This is a genomic window from Afipia sp. Root123D2, assembly GCF_001425835.1.
Taxonomy (GTDB): domain Bacteria; phylum Pseudomonadota; class Alphaproteobacteria; order Rhizobiales; family Xanthobacteraceae; genus Afipia.
In genome coordinates, this window is sequence record NZ_LMDP01000004.1 from 70,575 (window position 1) to 90,789 (window position 20,215).

Here is a 20,215-nt window from a genome sequence, read left to right on the forward strand (position 1 = left end):
CGGAATATCCAGAGGGAGAGACGTCTATGGCTATCACTCGTCGCACATTCGGCATCGGTGCATCCGGAGTCCTGTTGGGATCGGTCGCATCGCCGTTCATTCGCTCATCGGCGGCCGCGGACACGATCCGGATCGGCGTCGTCAATTCGATGAGTGGCGGTCTTGCCGCCTATGCGCAGGAAGGCCAGCCGGCCTTCGAATACATCATCAAGAAGATCAACGCCGAGGGCGGCATCAAGAGCAAGGGCGGCGCCAAGATCGAACTGATCCAGGCCGACGACACCAGCCAGCCGGCCCGCACGGCGATCGAGGCGCGGCGCCTGATCACCGAGGAAAAGGTGCAGTTGATGACCGGCACCATCCTCAGCGCGCAGATGCTGGCGATGACCCCGGTGCTCGATGAGCTGAAGGTGCCGACGCTGTCGGTGTGGGCCGGCGGCTCTCATTCGAACTACATGTTCACGCTCGGCTATCCTTACGATCGCGGCTACGCGCAATCGATGCATGATTTCGTGGTCTTCCTGCGCGACGCCAAGAAGTTCAACATCAAGACCGCCGTGATGGGTTACTCGAATTACGAAGCCGGTCAGCAGGTCAACAAGTTCCTCACCGAGAAGCTGAAGAAGAGCGGCATCGAGGTGATCGGCGAAGCGCCGCTCGATATCCGCGCGCAGGACCAGACCTCGGCGATGGTGCGCATCCGCTCGCTCAAGCCGGATGTCGTGGTGGGCCTTGTGACGCCGCGCGACGGCATCCTGCTGCATCAGGCGCGCTACAACCTCAACTATCACGGCAGCATTTTCTGCGGCGGCACCGGCGGCTATTCCGACTTGTCGCTGTGGAAGGACCTCGGGCCTGAGATCGGCAAGGCGGTGCTGACCAAGAACCTGTTCGGCATGACCGGCTTTAGCCCCGGCGCCAAGGTCGACTCGATGCAGAAGATCATCGCCGAGCTGCACGACGTCGCCAAGCTCGACCGGATCGGGCAGGGCGCGATCCAGTACGCTCAGGCCGGGCGCGTGCTTCAGCAGGTTCTGGAAAATTCCAAGTCGCTCAAGAGCGAGGATCTGCTCGAGGCCTTCAAGAACGTCAACATTCCGTTCGGCGATCCGAACCTCTACGTCGCCAAGCCCAAGGGTCTTCAGTTCGCGCCGGATCGCCTGTTGCAGGATGGATCGGCGATGTTCATCCAGTGGACCCCGGAGCAGCAGCAGCAGGTGGTGTTCCCCGCCGAATTTGCCCAGACCGAACCGCGTCCTCGCGCCTGAGGCCTGACACGTGACACTGCTCGATGTCAGCAGGGTGACGCGGCGCTTCGGTGGTCTCGTCGCCCTGAATTCGGTCAGCTTCTCCGTCGCCAAGGGGGAGATCCTTGGCATCATCGGCCCGAATGGCGCCGGAAAGACCACGCTGTTTGGCGTGATTTCCGGCTTCATTCCGCCGAGCGAAGGCGGTGTGCGTTTCGATGGCGAGGACATCATCGGCATTTCGCCGGACCGGCTGGTGCGGCGCGGATTGATCCGCAGCTTTCAGGTCGCCCAGACATTCGCTGACATGACGACGCTCGATGTCGTCACCACCGCGGCGCTGACGCGGCGACCGATCGTCGAGGCGGTGGATTATGCCGCGCATGTGTTGCGGCGGGTCGGGCTCGGCGGCAAGGAATATCAGACCCCGGGCTCGCTCTCGCTGCAGGACAAGAAGCTGCTCGAGCTTGCCAAGTGCCTCGCCACCGATCCGCGCTGCATCCTGCTCGACGAGGTGATGGCCGGATTGACGATGGCGGAGACCGAAGCGCCGATCGCCATCATTCGCGAACTGAACAGTCAGGGCGTTACCATCGTCATGGTCGAGCACGTCATGCCGGTGATCATGCGGCTGGCGACGCGGATCGTGGTGATCAATTTCGGCGAGAAGATCGCCGAGGCGACGCCGGACGTCATCATCAAGGATCAGAAGGTCATCGACGCCTACTTCGGGGATGAGCTCGATGCTTGAGATCACAAACCTCGTGGCCGGCTACGGCGGCGTCCCGGTGTTGCGGGACGTCTCGGTCACGCTCGGCAAGGGCGAAATTGTCGGGCTGCTCGGCGCCAACAACGCCGGCAAGACAACCCTGATCAACAGTCTGTCTGGTTTGGTCGTGCCGATGTCCGGCAAGATCATGTTCGAGGGCAACGATGTGACACGGCTGACGCCGAAACAGCGCGTCGAACTCGGCATCGTGCAAGTACCGGAAGGCCGCCTGGTGTTTCCGGAAATGACCATTCGCGAGAACCTGCTGCTCGGCGGCGTCAATGCGCGGGCGCGGCCGCACCGGCCGTCGCAGATGGACAAGGTGCTCGAATTGTTTCCCCGTCTCAAGGAGCGGCTGTCGCAGGATGCCGGCACGCTATCCGGCGGCGAACAGCAGATGCTGGCGATCGGCCGCGGCCTGATGGCGGAAGCCAAGGTGCTGATGCTCGATGAGCCGTCGCTCGGCCTGTCACCGCTGTTCGTGCAGTACATCTTCGGCATCATCGACCGCCTGCATCAGGACGGCCTGACGATCCTGCTGGTCGAGCAGAACCTGAACCTGACGTTGCGCCACGCCCAGCGCTGCTACGTGCTGGAGCGCGGGCAGGTCGCGGTCGAGGGAGACGCCGACAGCGTGAGAGACGATCCGCGAACCCGCAGCGCCTATCTTGGACTTTGATCGGAGATTGACGTGCCCGAATTTCTGCAAGCTCTCGCGCAAGGTCTTCTGATCGGCAGCACCTACGGTCTGCTCGCGCTCGGCATGGGTCTGGTCTACGGCGTCAGCGGCGTGGTCAACTTTTCGCATGGCGATTTCATCTCGCTCGGCATGTTCATGTGCCTTGCGCTGTACTCGGCGCTGGCGATGGATCCTTATGTGTCGATCGTCATCACCGTGCCGGTGATGGTGGCGATCGGCGCGCTGGTCTATCGCTACCTGATCCGGCCGATGGTCGGGCACCAGTTCCTGATGGTGGTGCAGTTGACGTTGGGCCTCAGCCTGGTCCTTCAAAACGGCATCCTGATGGTGTTCGGCGGCCAGCCGGCGCGCACGCCGTCGATGGTCGAAACCAAGCTGATCATTCTCGGCGATGTCGTGCTGCGTCTGCCGCATGTGATCGCGTTTGTCGTGTCGTTCGCGCTCGCCATCGGGCTGTACATCATGCTGCGGTCGACCGATTTCGGCCGTTCGATCCGCGCGGTGCATCAGAACGCCCATGCTGCCTCGCTGATGGGGATCGATGTCGGGCGGGTGCAGGTGCTGACCTTCGCGCTCGGCATCGGGCTGCTCGCCATCGCGGCAGCCCTGCTGCTGCCGGGCACGCCGATTCAGCCGACGCAGGGTCTGCGCTACACCGTCATCACGCTTCTGGTCGTCGTTCTCGGCGGCATGACCAATTTTGTCAGCATCATGCTCGGCGGTCTGGTGATCGGCATCTCCGAGGCGTTCGGCACGATCTACCTGTCGGATACGCTGGGCATGTTGCTGCCCTATGTGATCTTCGTGCTGATCATGCTGTTCCGGCCGCAAGGTCTGACGTGGAGGCCGGCGCGATGAGGCACGAATTCTACAAGGCGCTGTCGTCGCCGATCTGGTGGATCGTGCTGGCGCTGACCGCGTTGCTCCCGTTCGTGCTGTCGAGCTACTACATGAACATCGTGACGCTGGCGCTGGTCTATGTCGCGCTGGCGTCGGCGTGGAATATCGTCGGCGGCATGGCGGGGCAGATTTCGCTGGCGCACAGCCTGTTCATCGGCGTCGGTGCGATGTTCTCCACGGCGCTGCTGCTGCGCTACGGCGTCAACATGTGGCTCGGGCTGGTGATCTCGGCGGTGATTTCCGGAATTCTCGGCGCCATGATCGCGTGGGTCGATTTCCGGTTCCGGCTCGGCCATCTGTCCTTCGTCCTGATCACGCTGGCGTTCGCGGAAATGGGCGGGATTATCGTCGAGGGCTGGGATTTCCTCGGCGGCGCATCCGGCCTGCTGCTGCCGCGCGACACCGGCGATTTCTGTCAGTTCCAGTTCGGCGGCGGGCGCGGCGCGTTCTGGGTGATGCTGGGTCTGGCGGCGATCTGCGTCATGGTCAATGTCGCCATTCTCAACGCGCCGCTCGGCTATTATCTGCGCACCATCCGTGACAACGAGCGCGCCGCCGAGGCGATCGGCGTCAACGTCCTGCGCAACAAGACCATCGCCATGGTGATCTCGGCGGTGCTCGCGTCGGTGGTCGGAACGGCCTATGTGCGCTACCTGACCTTCGCCGATCCCTACCTGCTGGTCTCGCCGGTCATCACCATCGAGATCGTGCTGTTCGCCACCGTCGGCGGATTGGGGCGGGCCTACGGGCCGGCGCTCGGCGCGCTGCTGCTGGTGCCGCTCGGCGAAATCCTGCGCGGCAAGCTCGGCGGCACGCTGCCGGGGCTGCACTATTTCATCTATGGCGTCGTGGTGATCGCCGTCATTCTCATCACACCGCGCGGCCTGCTGCCGTTGTTCGAGAAATTGTGGGCGCGCGTGCGCGGCCAGCCGGCTCCGAGGACATGACGTGAAAAGCCCCGCGGAGATTGTCTCCGCAGGGCTTCGATCATTGCCGCCTATTATTTCGGGCGGATCGCGTCAGCAGTTCCCTGAATGAAGGCGATCAGTTTCGGGATATCCTCTTCCTTCAGCTTGCCGGTGAAGTCCGGCATGCCCTGCGACACGAACGGCCCCTTGAATACGAAGTCTTTGAGGTTGGTGATCGTCTCGGGGCTGACATAGCCGAGGTTGCGGACGTTGCCGCCCTTGTCGACGCCCGGCACGCCATGGCAGGTCGCGCAGCTGCTGACATAGATCAGCGTGCCTTCCTGGACGAGGGCCGGGTCGTACTTCACGCCCGCGAGCAGGCCTTCGGTCTGGTACTTGGTGAAGGCGGGCAGGGGTGCCTTGCCGCCGATGGCGAAGGTGTAGACCGTGCCGGGACTGTTCAGTTCGGTGGCGCGCTGGCTGATGCCGAACACGCCGCCCCAGCCGACCGCGACCGAAACGTATTGCTTGTCATCGACCATAAAGGTCGAGGCAGCGGCAACCACGCCGGTTCCGGTTGCCGTCTCCCACAGCTTCTCGCCGGTCTTGGCGTTGTAGGCGATAAAGCGGCCGTCAGCCGTGCCCTGGAACACCAGATTGCCGGCGGTCGTCAGCGTGCCGCCGTTCCACGGTGCGACATATTCCTGCCGCCACGCTTCTTTCTGTTTGACGGGATCCCACGCGATCAGGCGCCCGAACGGCACGCTCTTGGGCGGCGTCGCGTTGAGATAGAAGGCGGTGTTCCAGCCGGTGTTGCCGCCGAACTCGCCGGGGGTGTTAGCGTTCTGCTTCCAGTTCGGCTGGCCGGTCAGGTTGAGCGGGACGTTCTGCGCCGGCAGATAGACCAGCCCCGTTTCCGGATTGTAGGACATCGGGTGCCAGTTGTGGGCACCGAACGGCCCCGGAATGCTGTCGAACGATTTATCCGGCGAACGCGCTTCCGCGACTTCCATCGGCCGGCCGTTGGCGTCGTAACCGGTCGCCCAGTTCACATCGACGAAATTCTTCGCTGAAATGAATTTGCCATTGGTGCGGTCGATCACGAAGAAGAAGCCGTTCTTCGGTGCGTGAAGGATGACCTTTCGCGGCGCGCCGTCGATGGTGAGGTCCGCGAGGATCATCGGCTGGGTCGAGGTATAGTCCCAGTTGTCGCCGGGCGTTTCCTGATAATGCCAGACATACTTTCCGGTGTCCGCGTTGAGCGCGACGATCGAGGCGAGATAGAGATTGTCGCCGCCCGCAGGGCTGCGCACATTGCGATTCCACGGCGAACCGTTACCGGTGCCGAGATAGACAAGATTGAGTTCAGGATCGAAGGTGATGGTATCCCACGTCGAGCCGCCGCCGCCGTTGATCCAGTATTTGCCTGCCGGGTCCCATGTCTTTGCCGCGGCTTCCATCGATTCATCTTCGTAGGGCTTGCTCGGATCGCCGGGCACCGTGAACCAGCGCCACACCTGATTGCCGGTCTCGGAGTCGTAGGCGGTGACATAGCCGCGCACGCCGTATTCCGCTCCGCCATTGCCGATGATCACCTTGCCGTTGGCCACACGTGGCGCGCCGGTGATGGTGTAGGAGTGGGTATGATCGATGAGGGTGTCTTTTTCCCACACCTTCTTGCCGGTGACGGCGTCGAGCGCGATCAGCCGCCCATCATAAGCGCCGACGAAGACCTTGCCCTTGTAGAGCGCGACGCCGCGATTGACCACGTCGCAGCAGCCTTTGTACCCGATCTCTCGCGAAACTTCAGGATCGTAGGTCCAGATCTTCTTGCCGGTGCGAACGTCGATGGCGTGAACCACGCTCCACGACGCGGTAACGTACATGATGCCGTCGACCACGATCGGTGTCGCTTCGACGCCGCGCGACGATTCAAGATTGTAGGACCAGACCAGTCCGAGGTCCTTCACGTTGTCGGTGTTGATCTGCTTGAGCTTGCTGAAGCGCGTTTCGCCGTAGTCGAGGCCGATGGTCGGCCAGTCCTTCGACGTCGCCTCATTGGCGCGCACCGAATTGATATCGACGGCGGAGGTCACCGCCTTGATGTGTTCGGGTGAACCTTTTGCGGTCTGCGCACTGGCGCCGTGACAAAAGGCGAACATCATGCCTGTTGCAAGCATGATGCGGGCAAGACCGGAGGTGGCCTTGCGGATGGAGCCGATATTCAAACTGGAACTGGAAGCAGGTTCGACGCAACGGGCAAGAAAGCGCATACAATCCTCCCTATGATCTCTAACGGACCTGCGAGAATGTTAGGCGTCGAAAAAGAGCGGCGTCAACAAAATGCGCGATGTGTCTCGTGTGTCGCGTCGCAGCGGAGCGTTGACGAAGTGTTGCGGCCGCTCTCAGTTTCGCAATGAGAAATGAATTCACTTCCGCAGTGAGAAATTGATGACTTCATTTGTCCCGATGAAGATCGTCATCGTTCGGAAGATGAGGCGAGCGGGCCATGATCGTATGATGATCCGCGGCATGCGCATGGGCGAAGAGGACTCGGTTCGCCGCCGTGACGGCGTATGAGTTTGGCGCGCCGCCGCTGGAACCCGGCCAGGCAAAACGCCGGTCAGTCGGTTGGTCTGCTTTCTCGCTATTTTTTTTGCAGTGCGGTGTGGATTTCGCGCGAATTTGGCCGGGAAAGCGCCGATACGCGCGATAACTTTTTTGTGGCGGCGTTCAGGAAAATGGACAAGAGGAGCCGAACGCGGCATATTACCGTAGCGGTCGGTGCATGAACGCTGCCCGTGGAATCTGGAAGGAGACCAAGATGGCGTGGAAGACTCCGAAGATTGTCGAAGTGTCAGTGGGCATGGAAATCAACATGTACGCCTGCGCAGCACGCAAATAAGGCGAACTGTCATTTACAAGTAACGTGGCAAAGCGGTCCGGCTTGGGCAGCGTGACATTTCCTTCATGGAAATGCCGTGACCGGGTCCGGAGCCGTTTGTTTTCAGCATAGGGACTTCGGAGATCGCTGGAGTTTCCTGATGCGTGTTGTCGTTCTTGGAGCAGCTGCGGGCGGTGGTGTTCCGCAATGGAACTGCAATTGCAGGATCTGTAGCGCGGCACGCCTGAACAATCCGGGTCTGCAATCAACCCAGGCTTCGATTGCTGTCAGCGCAGACGACCACCACTGGTTTCTCATCAATGCATCGCCCGATTTGCGCCAGCAGATGGCCACCAACCCGCAGCTTCATCCGCAAGCCGGACATCTCCGCCACAGCCCGCTCACGGGCGTAATCCTGACCAATGGCGAGGTCGATGCCGTCGCCGGGCTGCTGTCGCTGCGCGAAGGCTGGCCTTTCACGATCTACGCCCACCCCCGCGTGCTGGAGATACTGAAAGCGAACAGCATTTTCAACGTTCTCGACGAAGCGCGCGTGCCGCGCGAGCCGATCGCATTCGATGCGCCGTTCGAGCCGGCATTGCCGGACGGTTCAGCTTCGGGCCTCGTCGTTACGCCGTTTGCCGTCTCCGGAAAATCAGCGTGGTATCTCGAAAACGAGGCCGGTGACAGAATCGAGGAGGCAGGCGACACGCTCGGCCTGCGCGTCGCCGACAAGGCCAGCGGCGCGCATTTTTACTTTCTTGCCGCGTGTGCTGCCGTGGACGAGGAACTGAAAGACAGATTGCGCGGCGCGCCGCTGATTTTCTTCGACGGTACGTTATGGCGGGACGACGAACTGATCGCAGCAGGGCTTGGCCACAAGACCGGCCAGCGCATGGGCCATATCGCGATGTCGGGTCAGGGTGGCGCGATGGCCGCGTTGGCGGATCTGGGAATTACGCGTAAGATTTTCCTGCACATCAATAACTCCAACCCCGCGTGGCTGCATGGCTCGGCCGAACGGAACGCGGTGGACAGGGCAGGCTGGGAAATCCCTTCGGATGGAATGGAGATTGTGATTTGAACGCGATCACCGCCTTCACGGTCAGGAACGAGGCGCCGCTCGAGAGCGCCGACGAACTCGAGGCGATGCTCCGCAAGATCGGCGCGGAGCGCTACCACAATCTGCATCCATTTCACCGGCTGCTGCATGGCGGCAAGCTGAACAAGGGGCAGGTGCAGGCGTGGGCGTTGAACCGCTACTATTATCAGAGCACGATCCCGATCAAGGACGCCGTGGTGATCTCGCGTTTCCGCGACCGCGACATCCGGCGCGAATGGCGGCATCGCATTGAGGATCACGATGGCGATGCCGGCGCTGAGGGCGGCATCGAGCGCTGGCTGAAGCTGACCGAGGGGCTTGGGCTCGACAGCGCCTATGTCGAATCCGCGGAAGGGATTCTTCCGGGGACGCGTTTTGCCGTCGATGCCTATGTTCATTTCGTGCGCGACCGTACGCCGCTTGAGGCCATCGCGTCGTCGCTGACCGAACTGTTCGCGCCGAACCTGCACGAGGAGCGCATATCCGGGATGCTGGCGCATTACGATTTCGTCAATCCCGAGATCATGAGCTACTTCAAGCGCCGGATGGAGCAGGCGCCGCGCGACGCCAATTTCGCGCTCGATTTCGTCAGGACAAACGCCACCACGCCTGAGCAGCGCGAGGCGATGTGCAATGCGCTGATCTTCAAGACTAACGTACTCTGGGCGCAACTCGATGCCCTTTATCACGCCTACGTCGACGGGCACGTTCCGCCCGGCGCCTTCAGGCCGGAGCCCGCATGATGCCGACATTGCGCAGCCGGCAGGTCGACATACATCAGGAGAGCCGTCCGGTGCTCGCGCGCCATGCCCGGTTGCGTTTCGACGAGACGCGCCAGCGTTGGGTGATTTTGGCGCCCGAGCGCGTGCTGGTCCCCGACGAGGTGGCGGTCGAGATTCTGCAGCTCTGCGACGGTGACCGCAGCGTCGCGCAGATTATCGACGTGCTCGCGGCGAAATACGCAGCTGATCGCGAGGTGATCGGCCTCGATGTCATCGCGATGCTGCGTGATCTTGCCGGCAAGGGCTTTCTTGCCGACAGGCAGGATACCAAATCATGAGCCCGACGCTCGCCGATGTCAGCACCATTCACGGCGACCCGTCCGACGGGCTTGCGGCGCTGGAGCGGCGCGCCTCGCCAGCGGAGACGTTCGGGATTCCGCTGGCGGTGCTGGCGGAACTGACCCATCGCTGTCCGCTGCAATGCCCGTATTGCTCGAACCCGCTCGAACTGGAGCGCGGCAGCAACGAACTCACCACCGGCGAATGGAAGCGGGTGCTGACCGAACTGGCGCAGATCGGCGTCCTGCAGATTCACTTTTCCGGCGGCGAGCCGACCGCGCGCAAGGATCTGGTGGAGCTTGTTCGCCATGCCACCGAGGTCGGGCTGTATTCCAACCTCATTACCTCCGCCGTTCTTCTCACCAGGGAGAAACTGGCGGCGCTCGCCGATGCCGGGCTGTGCCACGTGCAGATCAGCTTTCAGGGCAGCGAGCCCGAGGCGGCGAACCGCGTCGCCGGGCTGAGGGACGCGCACGCCAAAAAAATCGAGGTCGCGCGCTGGGTCCGCGAACTGGATTTGCCGCTCACCGTCAATGCGGTGATGCACCGGCAGAACCTGTCGCAGCTTGCGGACATTATTCAAATGGCGGTCGATCTCGACGCCGACCGGCTCGAAGTGGCCAACGTCCAGTATTACGGCTGGGCGCTGAAGAACCGCGCCGCGCTGATGCCGACGATGGCGCAGATCGATGAAGCCAGCCGCGTCGTCGAAGAAGCCGAAGCGCGGCTCAAGGGAACGCTCGCGATCGATTACGTGGTGCCGGACTATTACGCGCTCCGCCCGAAGAAATGCATGGGCGGCTGGGGCCGCCAGTTCTTCAATATCTCGCCGTCCGGCAAGGTGTTGCCGTGCCATGCGGCGGAAACGATCACCGGTCTGGAGTTCGAGTCGGTGCGTGATCATCCGATTGCCTGGATCTGGCAGAACTCCGAGGCGTTCAACCGCTATCGCGGCACCGGCTGGATGCCCGAACCGTGCCAAAGCTGCGAGTTCAAAGAGGTCGATTACGGCGGCTGCCGCTGTCAGGCTTTCGCGTTAACCGGCAAGGCCGCCAACACCGATCCGGCCTGCGCGCTGTCGCCGATGCATGAGCAGATTTTCAAGGCCGCCATCGCGGAATCCGAAGGAGGCCTCCGCGGTTTCATCTATCGTGATTTTTCCGGCGGCACGCTCGAGCGCGAGGATCATTCTCGTGCTTGATGCCAGCGACGTCTCACCGTCCGACAAGCGTATCGACCCGTTTGCGCCGTTGACCGTTCGGCATCTCGCGGTCGGCGACGGCCACGAGATTTATGTCGAAACCGTCGGTTGCGCTGACGGGATTCCGGCGGTCTACCTCCATGGCGGTCCCGGCAGCGGCTGCCAGCCGGATCATCGCCGCCTGTTCGATCCGCAGCGCTTTCACGCCGTGTTGTTCGATCAGCGGGGTGCGGGCCGCAGCCGGCCCAGGGGATCGCGCGAGGCGAATACGCTCGATCATCTGATCGCGGACATGGAAACCATTCGCGAGACGCTCGGTTTTGACCGCTGGCTGGTGTCCGGCGGCTCGTGGGGCGCGACGCTGGCGCTGGCTTATGCGCAACGCCATCCCGAGCGCGTCAGCGGCATTGTGTTGCGCGCGACATTTCTCGGGACCCGCGCCGAACTGGAATGGTCGTTTCGCGGCGGGCTGCCGCGATTCTATCCGGCCCTGTACGAGGATTTTTTGAGCCTTCTTCCGCCGGAGGAGCGTGAGACGCCGCTCGAAGCTTATTGGCGGCGCATTCTCGACGACGATCCCGCGATCCACGGTCCCGCCGCATGGGCATGGCACGATACCGAGCGTATTCTCTCCGAAGTCCGGCCATCGCGATCGCGGCTCGATCTTGCCGCGATCCGGGGCGGCCGCCGTGGCCTGCCATCGACGCCGTACATGGAGGCGCATTATTTTCGCAACGGCTGCTTTCTCGAACCGGATCGGTTGATGCGCAACGCCGGACGCCTGAACGGAATTCCCGGCATCATCGTGCAGGGGCGTTATGATCTGTTGTGTCCGCCCGCAATCGCCCATGCGCTGGCGGCGGCGTGGCCCGGTGCCGAGGTCCGCATCGTCGACGGCGCCGGACATTCGCTGCACGACCCCGGCATTGCCGAGGCGGTGAGGGCGGCGATTGACGATGTAGCAACGCTTGACGTCCAGTCGAAAGCTGATCGGACCCGAATGTGAAACGATCCCTCATCCTGAGGAGCGTGCTTTCTTTTCCCTCCCCAGAAGGGGGCGACGAAGAAAAGCTCACTGCAGGAGAGGCGCTGATGCTACCTCATTGCGGCACGGTCACGCTGACCTCGAGTCCCGAATACCACGCCGCGAGATCGGCGATGTCATCGTCGGACAGCGGCTTGGCGACGACATTCATGGTTTCATCCTTGCGCTCCTCCGAGCGGAACGCCTTGATCTGCTTTTCCAGATAGATCGCGGGCGACCCGGCGATGTTCGGCGCATTCGGCAGTTTCGAGATGCCGTCGATGCCGTGGCAGGCGGCGCATTGCATCGCCTTCTTGCGGCCGGCCTTGGCATCGCCGTCGGCATGGGCGGCATGGGAGCTTGCGACCAGCGCAGCCGCTATTGCCAGCGCGGTCAGGCTTCGTGCGAACATGATGTGAAATCCCGGTGAAAAGGCCGGCTGCGGCAGCCGCGCGTGACGGTCGCACACCCGCCGCCGCGAATGGCATCTGCCATCGTGCGGCGGGATGCGGCTCGGTTACTTGTCCTCGTAAGTGATGAGATAAAGCGCACCCGCCAGATCGTCCGATACCAGCAGCGATCCGTCGCGCAATTGTGCGATATCGACAGGGCGCCCGAGATATTCACCATCCGGCGTCAGCCATCCGGATGCAAAGACCTCTGTCTTGTCGGCGCTGCCATCGGCCTTGAGCGAGGTGAACATCACCCGCGCGCCGACTGGCTCGGTCCGATTCCACGATCCGTGCTGCGCCGAGAAGATGCCGCCGCGATACTTCGCGGGAAACGACTTGCCGCTATAGAACATCATGCCGAGATCGGCGGCATGGGCATCCATCTCGACTTCCGGGTAGACCACGTTGGCGGGCGGTGTATCGGCCTTGTATTCGACGGTGCGAACCTTGCCGCCGCCATAATACGGGAAGCCGAAGTTCTGTCCGGCCTGCGTGGCGCGGTTCAGTTCGCCCGGAGGTGTGTTGTCACCCATGCCGTCGACCTGATTGTCGGTAAACCAGAGCTGACCGTTCTTCGGGTTGAAGTCGAGCCCGACCGAATTGCGTATGCCATGCGCGTAGATCATCCGGTTGCTGCCGTCCTGGTCCATGCGGATGATCGAGCCAAGCCCTGCCTTGAAATAGGCGTCGAGCTTCTCTTTCGGAGGCACGTTGAATTTTTGGCCGATGGCCGTGTAAAGCTTGTTGTCGGGGCCGATGCGACAAGGCCGCGCGGTATGATTGAAACTCTCCTCTTCCTTCGGAATCAGTTCGCCTTGCTTCACGACAACGCCGACCGCGACGTCGGGGCTTTCGTAGAAGAATTCAGCAGCAGGAAAACTGAGAATGCGGTTCTGCTCGACGATGTAAAGGACGCCGTCCTTGGAAAAGCAGACGCCGTTGGGAAGGGTGAACTTCACCGAGGGTGCGAACTCCTTCACCTCTTCGGCGTAGCCGGCCTTGCCACGATCGGTGACGGCATAGACCTTGGTCTTGCGCGTGCCGATGAACGTCACCACGCCCTGCGGGCCGACCGCTATGTGCCGCGCGTCAGGGACGAGCGCATAAAGACTGATCTTGAATCCCGGCGGCAGCTTGATCTTCGACAGGTTGGCCTTGATGGCATCGGCCTTGCGGCCCGACTGCGCGACCGTCGGGATTTCCGTGACGCCGGTCTTTTTGAATTCACCCAGTTTCTCGACGTTGCTTTCCGATGACTGGGCGGATGCAGGAATTGCCGATGCGCAGAGCAGCGCTGCAACAGCGAATGAACCAAGAATGGATGATCTGGAAACGTAAAACATACTCTTATCCTCCCAATGGGGATTGATTGTTAAGTTTTACGGAGGGAAGACTAGCGAACGCCATCGACGGCGCAAGATGCAAGGCGGAAAGATGACCCGGTGTGAAGCCTTGCCGCTTCGCAGCATCGCGGGATTGTGATTTGCGCACAATGCGCGCCGCACCGCAGGCGGATCAGGATGCGTTGCCCTTGATCACCTTGCACGGCGTCGACGATGTTGAGGACAGCCGCACCAGGCGTCCGATCGTAAGGCCCATTCTTTGATCCTTGCGCGTGATGAAGCGCAACGTGCCGCGCGGATAGGCGTTACAGAATGTCGACAGCGTCCCGGCGGTCGCCGGCACGCTGTCCTGTTTCGGGATGACGCCGATGCCGCCATCCTTCAGCATGACCGCGTCCTTGACGTTGGACATCGCCGCCGTCGCGAGGCAGACCTTGAACAGGCTTTGATAGGCTTGCGGGGGCATGGTCAGTTCACCCGCCAGACCGCCGAGCAGATAGTCGCGGCTCCTGCCGCAACTATCGGCATAGGCTGGCCCGGCGATAACCGAAGCCAGCAACACGATAGAGGCCAGGGCCGTCTTCATCACGGTGCAACAGGTGCGAGCGGGATGCTCGCTCCGGCGGTGGTGGCAACGAGGTCGGCAATATCGGATTCGAGCCGTCCCGGGCGCGACAGGCCGTAGGTATCCGCCGCGCAGCGTTCCCACGACAGCGCGCGGGCATGCGCCATTGCTCCGGCGGCGAGAATGGCGCGGGTATCGGTTTCCTCGACAATCTCGGCGATCACGCGCGCGATCTCGTCGCGGTCCGGTTCCACCAGCAGGCCGGTCTCGTCGGCGAGGACGGCATCAGGCACGCCGCCGACATTGGTCGCGATGCTCGGCAACCCCGCTGCTCCCGCTTCGAGATAGACGAGGCCGAAACCCTCAACGCGGCCGGACGATTCCGGCAACCCCGTCAGGCAAAAGAAATCACTGGCCCCGTAAATGTCGCGGATCTGTTCATTTGACATCGTCCCCATGATGCGGACATCGCAATCGGTATCGGCAATCATCTGACGAAACTCGCGAACATAGTCGGCTTCGCCCTCAGGGCCGATCACCAGCCAGGTGATGCGCCGGCGCAGTTCATCCGGAAGGGTGGCCAGCGCCGACAGCGTCAGGTGGTGACCCTTGCGGCGGGTGAGGCGCGCGACCGTCACCATGACGATGCGATCGGGCGCGAGATGGTGGGTCTGTCTGGCCTCCGCGCGCCTGCGGTTCGAACCGAACCAGAAATCGGATACCCCGAGCGGAATGGCGTTGACGCGGTGCTCTTCCATGGCGAAGCGGCTGCGGAACAGCTCGCGCGTATAACGGCTGTTGGCGGCGACCTCGGTGCGCGGGCCGAACACGCCTGCGGTGCGGATCGCCAGGCGCTTCATCGAGGTCTGGGTCTCGTTGATTTCGGTGCCGTGCACCGTCATCAGCAGGCGGGCGCGAGTGCGCCGCCGCGACAGCGCCAGTGGAATAAAGAACGGCCAGTCCGCGGCGTGAATGATGTCGTAGTCAGCGCTGCGGACGCTGCTGCGGGCGAGCGCGATCTTGGACGGAAGATCGCGCATCGAATGGAGGCCGCCGCGAAAGCGGTGAAGGCGGAACGGGTAGGCGCGGTCGTCATCGGGCGTATGTTCCGAATAGTCGGGCGCGATTACGGTCACCTGCGCGCCGAGATGGCTGGCGGCCGCCGCGATCTCACGCGCATAGGTGCCGATTCCGCCAGTCGCCGGCGCGAATTCGCTCGTCAGCATGAGAATGTTCATAGGCTCCTCAATAGGCGGAGGCCGCTGCCGTCAAGCCGCGCGCGTTCTGGATTTCCTGATGATAACGGAAGACGCGCGCCAGTTGCGTGTTGGGCGTGAAGGTCTTGATGCTGGCGGCGATGCCGGCGGAATCCATTTCGCGCTTTGCAATGGCGCTGCGGATTTCGACGAACCTCTGGGCCAGCCGCTCCGCCATGTCTTGCTTGCTGTCGCTGCGCGACACCAGATAGCCGCTTTCGCCGTCGCGGATCACCGCCTCGAGCTGGGGCAGGTGCAGCGCCGCCACCGGACGGCCGACCGCGAGTGTCTCGAGCACGAAGCGTGGCATCCCCTCGAATTCCGATGTCAGGATTCCGGCGTGGGCCGAGGCGAGCGCCGTGGCCATTCCGGCAGCATCCTTGAAGCCGTGTCGCACGGTTACATCCTCGATCGCCGCGAATTCAGGGAAGCGATGCGGGTCGCTGGTGCCGATATAATGGAATTCGACCGCGCCGTTCAGGCGCTCGCGCAGTTTGGCGATGGTCTGGAACATCAGCGCCGGGTCCTTGAATTCATCGAGCCGCCCGGCAAACGCGACGCGGAATGGATCGGTGCCGAGAGGCAGCGGCTGCGGCTTGAAGATGTCGGTATTGACCCAAGTCCACAGCGTATCGATCTTGTCCTTGCTATTGGGGTAGGTTTTCTGAAGCCGCTCGGTGATATGCGGATTGACGCAGAGAAACTTTTCGCTGGCCGCGATGGCGAAGCGCTCTCCGGCATTGTGAACGAAGGAATAGCGCCGAAGCAGCGAGTCCATCTGAAGCTTCGGCACGCCTTCGCCGTGCAGCATCTGGACGAACGGCAATCGCAGGATCGCGGGCAGCCATGAGAACTCGACGCGGCGAAGGTCGATCGAGCATCGTCGCGCCCGGATCAGCCGCGCGATCGTGCCGAAATTTCGCATCAGCGCCATGAAGAATTTCCCGGTCAGCGACGAGCGAACCGTCTTTGCTGCTTCGCGCGCCTGCTCGTCCGAATAGTGCAGGATCGGCAGGAATTCGAACGTCCGCCCACGGAAGGTCAGCTTCTGAATCTGACCAAGCTTGAGGTCGCCTTTGGAATCGACGCCGATGAACAGCAGGTCGGTGTCGGTCGGGTGAAACGTGATGAAATCGCGAATGTAGGTTTCGAGACCGCCGACTTTCTCACCGCGCGGATCGAACGGGTGGATCAGGCAGATCTGGTATCTCGGCTTTGCGAGCGCCGAATTGCGTGCGCGCTGTGCCAGCGTTACCGTGGAAGTCATGCGGTTTTCCTTATTCGTGCGTTGACGATTTGCGGGAGACTGGCGACCACGAGTCGCGGGATCACCGCGATGCATCGTGCGTAACGCGGCGCCAGCCGGCGCGGATTGGTGACCATGCGCCATGCCCATTCGAGGCCGAGCTTTTGTGTGAACGAGGGCGCGCGGGCCTGGGTGTTGGCGATGAAATCGAGTCCTGCGCCGATGCAGAGCAGGCCAATGCCCGAGATTTCGTCGAGACACCGCGCGGCGAAGATTTCCTGACGGGGGGCGCCCAACGCAATGAAGCAGAGTTGTGCGCCGGAGGTGCGTATCATGTGGGTGGCATCGTCAGCTTCCTCGGAATAGGAATCGAAATTTCCGCCGGGCGCGTATGAGCCGACCACCTTCAGGCCGGGAAACCGTTTCGCCAGCCGTCTTGCGGTGCGGTGAAGCGTGAGCTTGTTCGAGCCCAGAAGATAGATCGGAATTTGTCTGCGCCCGGCTTCCGCGCACAACGGAGCGATCAGATCGGCACCTGTTGTGCGTTCAACCGGAGATCCGGTGAGCCGGCTCAGGATCGCGATCGGGAAACCGTCCGCGGTGACGAATCGCGCACGCCGGTAGGCGGCACGGAAGTCGGATTTTCGTTGCAGTTGTACGACGTGATCGAGATTAAGCGTGCAGACCGAGAAGCTCTCGCCCTGCTGCGCAGCCGATACGATAGACGATACCGCTTCCGACATCGACGAGATGTTGATGGTGATGCCATCAACCGTGAGATTGCCTCGCTGTGTTTGCGAGTCCAGCATATCGATCTCCTGTTGGGTGGTGTGATCGAGATAAAAGGAACAAAGCAAACACGTGGCGACAACATCATGTGCACCCTGAAAAATCTCGTTATCGGCAAGACAGGAACATGAAATCGCAGTATTGCGTCGCAACGATGGCGTCGGGTTCAATCAATGTAACAACGATGCATTCGTGCGACGGAGATCTGCCATGCAAGCTATGTGTTCGAGACGAGAGGCGCTTGCGATTCTGGGCGGCGCAGGAATTTCTTTACGAAGTCATGCGTCGTGCGCGGCAACGAGCGAAAGTCTTGGCGAGATTGCGGCGGCGAATGGGCTGATTTTTGGATCCGCCGCCGGTCCGTCGATATTTAAGGATTTCGCGTATCGCGATCTCTATCCAGCGCAAACCCGAATCATCACGACGGACATCGCGCTCAAGATCGGCACGATTGCGCCGCAACCGGGACCGAAACGATTCGACAGCGCGGATCGGCTGCTGAATTTCTGTGCATCGCATCGCATCCCGATGCGCGGCCATTGCCTGATCTGGAACGAGTGGGTTCCGGCGTGGGTGAAATCCATGAGTGTTCCCGAGCGCCAGAAATTCTTCGACGCTTATATCGAGGAGGTGGTGGGTCGCTATGCCGGCAAGCTGCACTCGTGGGACATCGTCAACGAACCGTTCTGGCCGGGACACAAGGCGCCCGGCGGATATCGGCTTGGCCCGTGGTACGAGGCGTTCGGCACCGGCTACGTTCGCCGCGCATTCGAACGCGCAGGCGCGGTCGACAAGACAACGAAGTTTGTCCTCAACGAAGCGCAGTCCGAGCGCGACGACGATGTCGGGCGTAAAGTGCGCGCAGGCCTGTTGCATCTGGTCGATGAGTTGCAGAATGCCGGCGTCCGTCTCGACGCGGTCGGATTGCAGGGTCACCTCCAGCCGCGTTATCCACACGATCCGGCGCGCTTTCTCGATTTCGTCCACGCGCTCGCCGACAAGAAGGTGGACATCTACATCACCGAATTCGACGTGCGCGACGATACGTTCCCGGACGACATTCCGACGCGGGATGCGATGATCGCCGACACCGCGGAAAAATTCCTCAACAACGTGTTGTCGGTGCCCCGGGTCAAGGCGGTGATCGCGTGGGAACTCGCGGACAACTACTCGTTCTACACATCGGCCGCGAAAAAGAAGAACCCGGCCGCAACCCGGCTGCCGCGGCCGCTGCCGTATGACGACCAGATGCAGAAGAAGCCGCTGTGGTTCGCGATGGCAAAAGCCTTCCGGAACGCCAAGCGGGACTAGCGGTCACCCAATCCATCGCTCAGCCGGAATGCTGCGCCCGCAGGCGGACCATGCGCACCAGTGACGGGCTGTACAGGATGGCAAGAACGGCCGGATAGACCGCGGCGCCGGCGGCGATGTGACCCGCCAGCGTGATGAAATTGCGGGCTTCAGGAAGCACGTAGAGCAGCGCGGCCATCGCGCCGGTCGCGATGGCGATGCGCGCCAGATGACGGAGCGGCAGCGTCAGCTGGAATTTCGAAAATCCGATCGCGAAGCTCGCGGTCGCGGCGCAAACCGCCGCAGCCACATTGGCGGCCGCGCCGCCGACCACGCCCCATTTCCAGATGAATGCGACGCTGAACGCAATCGTCACCGCGGCGTCGATGCTGGCGACCACCACCAGCGGCCGCGTGCGGTTATGCAGGAGAAACACCTGGTCGCCGAAATGGGCGCGCAGATTGCGGATCGCACCGGCAAGGGCGGAGAGCGGCAGGATCGCCAGCGTCACCGCCTGAAATCGTTCGGCGATCAGGAGGTGGACGATCTCGGTGCGCAGCATGAAAATGCCGACGATGCTGGGCGCAAGGATGGCGACGAGAAGCGCGCAATTGTCGGCGAGTTGACGGATCGCGGCCTTGCTGCCGCTCTCCTCCATCCGCTTGATCGCGATCGGGAAGGCTGCGGCTGTGACCAGCATGGCGGCGACGGCCGCCGCGCGTTGACCGAGACCGTAGCCGACCGCGAACAAGCCTGCCGCCGCCACGCCGAGGAGATCGTTGACAGCGAATCGCGACGCGTTGAGGCCGACCCATCCCAGCGCGCCGCCGATGAACAGCGGAACGCCATATTGCATCGCATGCCGGATGATCTCGCGGTCCACCGGCCACAGGCGGTGGCCGTAACCGATTTTCGGCAATACGACGAACGCGGCGACGAACTGGGCGATGGCGTAGCCGGCGAGCGGCCATTCCGGATTTTGTCCGAGCCAACGGATCATCAGCAGGCCGATCAGGAATCCGGCCGACGGTCCGATGATCTGCTGGATCGAATAGACGCCGATCTGCTGCCGCACCCGGGCGCGTTCGCCGATGTAAAGATTGAGCGAGCGTGATATCACATAGGCGATGGCCGCGCCGAGCAGGCCGGAGTTTGCATCCGGCGCGATCACCAGCAGCAGAATTCCGACCATCGCCGCGCTTTGAATAACGATGGACGCCAGCAGAACCACGTTCTCGGTGCGGTAGAATCGCTGCGCGTCGTCGTCGCTCTGGAAGCGTCCGAAAAACCGCAGCGCATATTGCGACCACCATGCCAGAAACGCGATCTGCAGCAATTCATGCGTCGCCGTCACCAGCGTGATGACGCCGAGGGTGTGTTCGTCGACCACGTGGGTCCATACGATCATCGCGATCAGCTGGAACAGCGGTCCGACAATCTGCGCCGGCATATAAAGGAGTGTCTGCCGCAACAGCATG

The 20,215-nt window shown here is 62.1% G+C and carries 22 protein-coding genes; 14 read left to right on the plus strand and 8 right to left on the minus strand.

Annotated elements, in window-relative coordinates; genetic code table 11:
• Positions 1–26: 26 nt before the first annotated feature.
• Genes ASC80_RS19965 through ASC80_RS19985 form a run of 5 tightly spaced genes read left to right on the plus strand, consistent with a single transcriptional unit; the run spans position 27 to position 4,563 of the window.
• A complete protein-coding gene (locus tag ASC80_RS19965) occupies positions 27–1,268 on the plus strand; it encodes an ABC transporter substrate-binding protein (RefSeq protein ID WP_056301283.1) in 1,242 nt (413 codons plus the stop codon).
• Positions 1,269–1,278: 10 nt separating this feature from the next.
• Positions 1,279–1,998 carry an ABC transporter ATP-binding protein gene (locus ASC80_RS19970; RefSeq protein WP_056301285.1) on the plus strand — a complete coding sequence of 240 codons (720 nt, stop codon included), beginning with the start codon at positions 1,279–1,281 and terminating at the stop codon, positions 1,996–1,998.
• Entirely contained in the window at positions 1,991–2,695 is a 705-nt protein-coding gene (locus ASC80_RS19975; RefSeq protein ID WP_056301752.1) for an ABC transporter ATP-binding protein, read from the plus strand. Before ASC80_RS19970 ends, ASC80_RS19975 begins: the two co-directional genes overlap by 8 nt.
• A 12-nt stretch (positions 2,696–2,707) precedes the next feature.
• Positions 2,708–3,574 carry a branched-chain amino acid ABC transporter permease gene (locus tag ASC80_RS19980; RefSeq protein WP_056301287.1) on the plus strand — a complete coding sequence of 289 codons (867 nt, stop codon included), beginning with the start codon at positions 2,708–2,710 and terminating at the stop codon, positions 3,572–3,574.
• On the plus strand, positions 3,571–4,563 hold the full coding sequence (locus ASC80_RS19985; RefSeq protein ID WP_056301754.1) for a branched-chain amino acid ABC transporter permease: 993 nt from the start codon (positions 3,571–3,573) through the stop codon (positions 4,561–4,563). The genes ASC80_RS19980 and ASC80_RS19985 overlap by 4 nt, the downstream gene beginning before the upstream one ends.
• Positions 4,564–4,616: 53 nt before the next feature.
• Here ASC80_RS19985 and ASC80_RS19990 read toward each other — a convergent pair whose 3' ends face one another.
• Positions 4,617–6,689 carry a PQQ-dependent dehydrogenase, methanol/ethanol family gene (locus tag ASC80_RS19990; RefSeq protein ID WP_502690994.1) on the minus strand — a complete coding sequence of 691 codons (2,073 nt, stop codon included), beginning with the start codon at positions 6,687–6,689 and terminating at the stop codon, positions 4,617–4,619.
• Between the two features lie 286 nt (positions 6,690–6,975).
• Between ASC80_RS19990 and ASC80_RS24580 the strand changes: the two genes are divergently transcribed.
• From ASC80_RS24580 to pip, 8 genes are all read left to right on the plus strand, one after another.
• Positions 6,976–7,104, plus strand: coding sequence for a hypothetical protein (locus ASC80_RS24580; protein WP_283805057.1), 129 nt, complete (start codon positions 6,976–6,978; stop codon positions 7,102–7,104).
• Positions 7,101–7,316 carry a hypothetical protein gene (locus ASC80_RS23880; RefSeq protein WP_156464470.1) on the plus strand — a complete coding sequence of 72 codons (216 nt, stop codon included), beginning with the start codon at positions 7,101–7,103 and terminating at the stop codon, positions 7,314–7,316. The genes ASC80_RS24580 and ASC80_RS23880 overlap by 4 nt, the downstream gene beginning before the upstream one ends.
• A gap of 32 nt (positions 7,317–7,348) precedes the next feature.
• Positions 7,349–7,429, plus strand: a complete 81-nt coding sequence (pqqA, locus tag ASC80_RS19995; RefSeq protein WP_056301757.1) for a pyrroloquinoline quinone precursor peptide PqqA — start codon at positions 7,349–7,351, stop codon at positions 7,427–7,429.
• Positions 7,430–7,568: 139 nt separating this feature from the next.
• Positions 7,569–8,492 (plus strand): pyrroloquinoline quinone biosynthesis protein PqqB, encoded by a 924-nt coding sequence (pqqB, locus tag ASC80_RS20000; RefSeq protein ID WP_082512693.1) that lies wholly within the window; start codon positions 7,569–7,571, stop codon positions 8,490–8,492.
• Positions 8,489–9,253, plus strand: a complete 765-nt coding sequence (gene pqqC / locus ASC80_RS20005) for a pyrroloquinoline-quinone synthase PqqC (RefSeq protein WP_056301290.1) — start codon at positions 8,489–8,491, stop codon at positions 9,251–9,253. The genes pqqB and pqqC overlap by 4 nt, the downstream gene beginning before the upstream one ends.
• Positions 9,253–9,570 carry a pyrroloquinoline quinone biosynthesis peptide chaperone PqqD gene (gene pqqD / locus ASC80_RS20010; protein ID WP_056301761.1) on the plus strand — a complete coding sequence of 106 codons (318 nt, stop codon included), beginning with the start codon at positions 9,253–9,255 and terminating at the stop codon, positions 9,568–9,570. Before pqqC ends, pqqD begins: the two co-directional genes overlap by 1 nt.
• Complete coding sequence (gene pqqE / locus ASC80_RS20015) at positions 9,567–10,772, plus strand: pyrroloquinoline quinone biosynthesis protein PqqE (RefSeq protein ID WP_056301292.1); 1,206 nt, start codon at positions 9,567–9,569, stop codon at positions 10,770–10,772. Before pqqD ends, pqqE begins: the two co-directional genes overlap by 4 nt.
• Entirely contained in the window at positions 10,765–11,778 is a 1,014-nt protein-coding gene (gene pip / locus ASC80_RS20020; protein WP_056301294.1) for a prolyl aminopeptidase, read from the plus strand. Before pqqE ends, pip begins: the two co-directional genes overlap by 8 nt.
• Before the next feature lie 94 nt (positions 11,779–11,872).
• On the opposite strand, the gene ASC80_RS20025 is transcribed toward pip, so the two are convergent.
• From ASC80_RS20025 to ASC80_RS20050, 6 genes are all read right to left on the minus strand, one after another.
• Entirely contained in the window at positions 11,873–12,208 is a 336-nt protein-coding gene (locus tag ASC80_RS20025; protein ID WP_056301763.1) for a c-type cytochrome, read from the minus strand.
• Positions 12,209–12,313: 105 nt separating this feature from the next.
• A complete protein-coding gene (locus ASC80_RS20030) occupies positions 12,314–13,591 on the minus strand; it encodes a PQQ-dependent sugar dehydrogenase (protein WP_056301297.1) in 1,278 nt (425 codons plus the stop codon).
• A 172-nt stretch (positions 13,592–13,763) separates the two neighbouring features.
• Positions 13,764–14,177, minus strand: coding sequence for a hypothetical protein (locus ASC80_RS20035; RefSeq protein ID WP_200941227.1), 414 nt, complete (start codon positions 14,175–14,177; stop codon positions 13,764–13,766).
• Positions 14,177–15,394 carry a glycosyltransferase family 4 protein gene (locus ASC80_RS20040; RefSeq protein WP_056301299.1) on the minus strand — a complete coding sequence of 406 codons (1,218 nt, stop codon included), beginning with the start codon at positions 15,392–15,394 and terminating at the stop codon, positions 14,177–14,179. Before ASC80_RS20040 ends, ASC80_RS20035 begins: the two co-directional genes overlap by 1 nt.
• Before the next feature lie 7 nt (positions 15,395–15,401).
• Positions 15,402–16,679, minus strand: coding sequence for a glycosyltransferase family 4 protein (locus ASC80_RS20045; RefSeq protein WP_056301301.1), 1,278 nt, complete (start codon positions 16,677–16,679; stop codon positions 15,402–15,404).
• Positions 16,676–17,467, minus strand: a complete 792-nt coding sequence (locus ASC80_RS20050; protein WP_056301766.1) for a WecB/TagA/CpsF family glycosyltransferase — start codon at positions 17,465–17,467, stop codon at positions 16,676–16,678. Before ASC80_RS20050 ends, ASC80_RS20045 begins: the two co-directional genes overlap by 4 nt.
• A gap of 190 nt (positions 17,468–17,657) precedes the next feature.
• Between ASC80_RS20050 and ASC80_RS20055 the strand changes: the two genes are divergently transcribed.
• Positions 17,658–18,758 (plus strand): endo-1,4-beta-xylanase, encoded by a 1,101-nt coding sequence (locus tag ASC80_RS20055; RefSeq protein ID WP_056301303.1) that lies wholly within the window; start codon positions 17,658–17,660, stop codon positions 18,756–18,758.
• 19 nt (positions 18,759–18,777) lie between these two features.
• On the opposite strand, the gene ASC80_RS20060 is transcribed toward ASC80_RS20055, so the two are convergent.
• A complete protein-coding gene (locus ASC80_RS20060; protein WP_056301304.1) occupies positions 18,778–20,214 on the minus strand; it encodes a lipopolysaccharide biosynthesis protein in 1,437 nt (478 codons plus the stop codon).
• Between the last annotated feature and the right edge of the window lies 1 nt (position 20,215).

Coding starts and splice junctions, on each gene's coding strand:
- ASC80_RS19975 (WP_056301752.1), top strand. CDS start 1,991: ATGCTTGAGATCACAAACCTCGTGGCCGGCTACGGCGGCGTCCCGGTG.
- ASC80_RS20055 (WP_056301303.1), top strand. CDS start 17,658: ATGCAAGCTATGTGTTCGAGACGAGAGGCGCTTGCGATTCTGGGCGGC.
- ASC80_RS19990 (WP_502690994.1), bottom strand. CDS start 6,689: ATGATGTTCGCCTTTTGTCACGGCGCCAGTGCGCAGACCGCAAAAGGT.
- ASC80_RS23880 (WP_156464470.1), top strand. CDS start 7,101: ATGAGTTTGGCGCGCCGCCGCTGGAACCCGGCCAGGCAAAACGCCGGT.
- pqqD (WP_056301761.1), top strand. CDS start 9,253: ATGCCGACATTGCGCAGCCGGCAGGTCGACATACATCAGGAGAGCCGT.
- ASC80_RS20025 (WP_056301763.1), bottom strand. CDS start 12,208: ATGTTCGCACGAAGCCTGACCGCGCTGGCAATAGCGGCTGCGCTGGTC.
- pqqB (WP_082512693.1), top strand. CDS start 7,569: ATGCGTGTTGTCGTTCTTGGAGCAGCTGCGGGCGGTGGTGTTCCGCAA.
- pqqA (WP_056301757.1), top strand. CDS start 7,349: ATGGCGTGGAAGACTCCGAAGATTGTCGAAGTGTCAGTGGGCATGGAA.
- ASC80_RS20045 (WP_056301301.1), bottom strand. CDS start 16,679: ATGACTTCCACGGTAACGCTGGCACAGCGCGCACGCAATTCGGCGCTC.
- ASC80_RS20035 (WP_200941227.1), bottom strand. CDS start 14,177: ATGAAGACGGCCCTGGCCTCTATCGTGTTGCTGGCTTCGGTTATCGCC.
- ASC80_RS20040 (WP_056301299.1), bottom strand. CDS start 15,394: ATGAACATTCTCATGCTGACGAGCGAATTCGCGCCGGCGACTGGCGGA.
- pqqE (WP_056301292.1), top strand. CDS start 9,567: ATGAGCCCGACGCTCGCCGATGTCAGCACCATTCACGGCGACCCGTCC.
- ASC80_RS20060 (WP_056301304.1), bottom strand. CDS start 20,214: ATGCTGTTGCGGCAGACACTCCTTTATATGCCGGCGCAGATTGTCGGA.
- ASC80_RS20050 (WP_056301766.1), bottom strand. CDS start 17,467: ATGCTGGACTCGCAAACACAGCGAGGCAATCTCACGGTTGATGGCATC.
- ASC80_RS19965 (WP_056301283.1), top strand. CDS start 27: ATGGCTATCACTCGTCGCACATTCGGCATCGGTGCATCCGGAGTCCTG.
- ASC80_RS20030 (WP_056301297.1), bottom strand. CDS start 13,591: ATGTTTTACGTTTCCAGATCATCCATTCTTGGTTCATTCGCTGTTGCA.
- ASC80_RS24580 (WP_283805057.1), top strand. CDS start 6,976: ATGACTTCATTTGTCCCGATGAAGATCGTCATCGTTCGGAAGATGAGG.
- ASC80_RS19985 (WP_056301754.1), top strand. CDS start 3,571: ATGAGGCACGAATTCTACAAGGCGCTGTCGTCGCCGATCTGGTGGATC.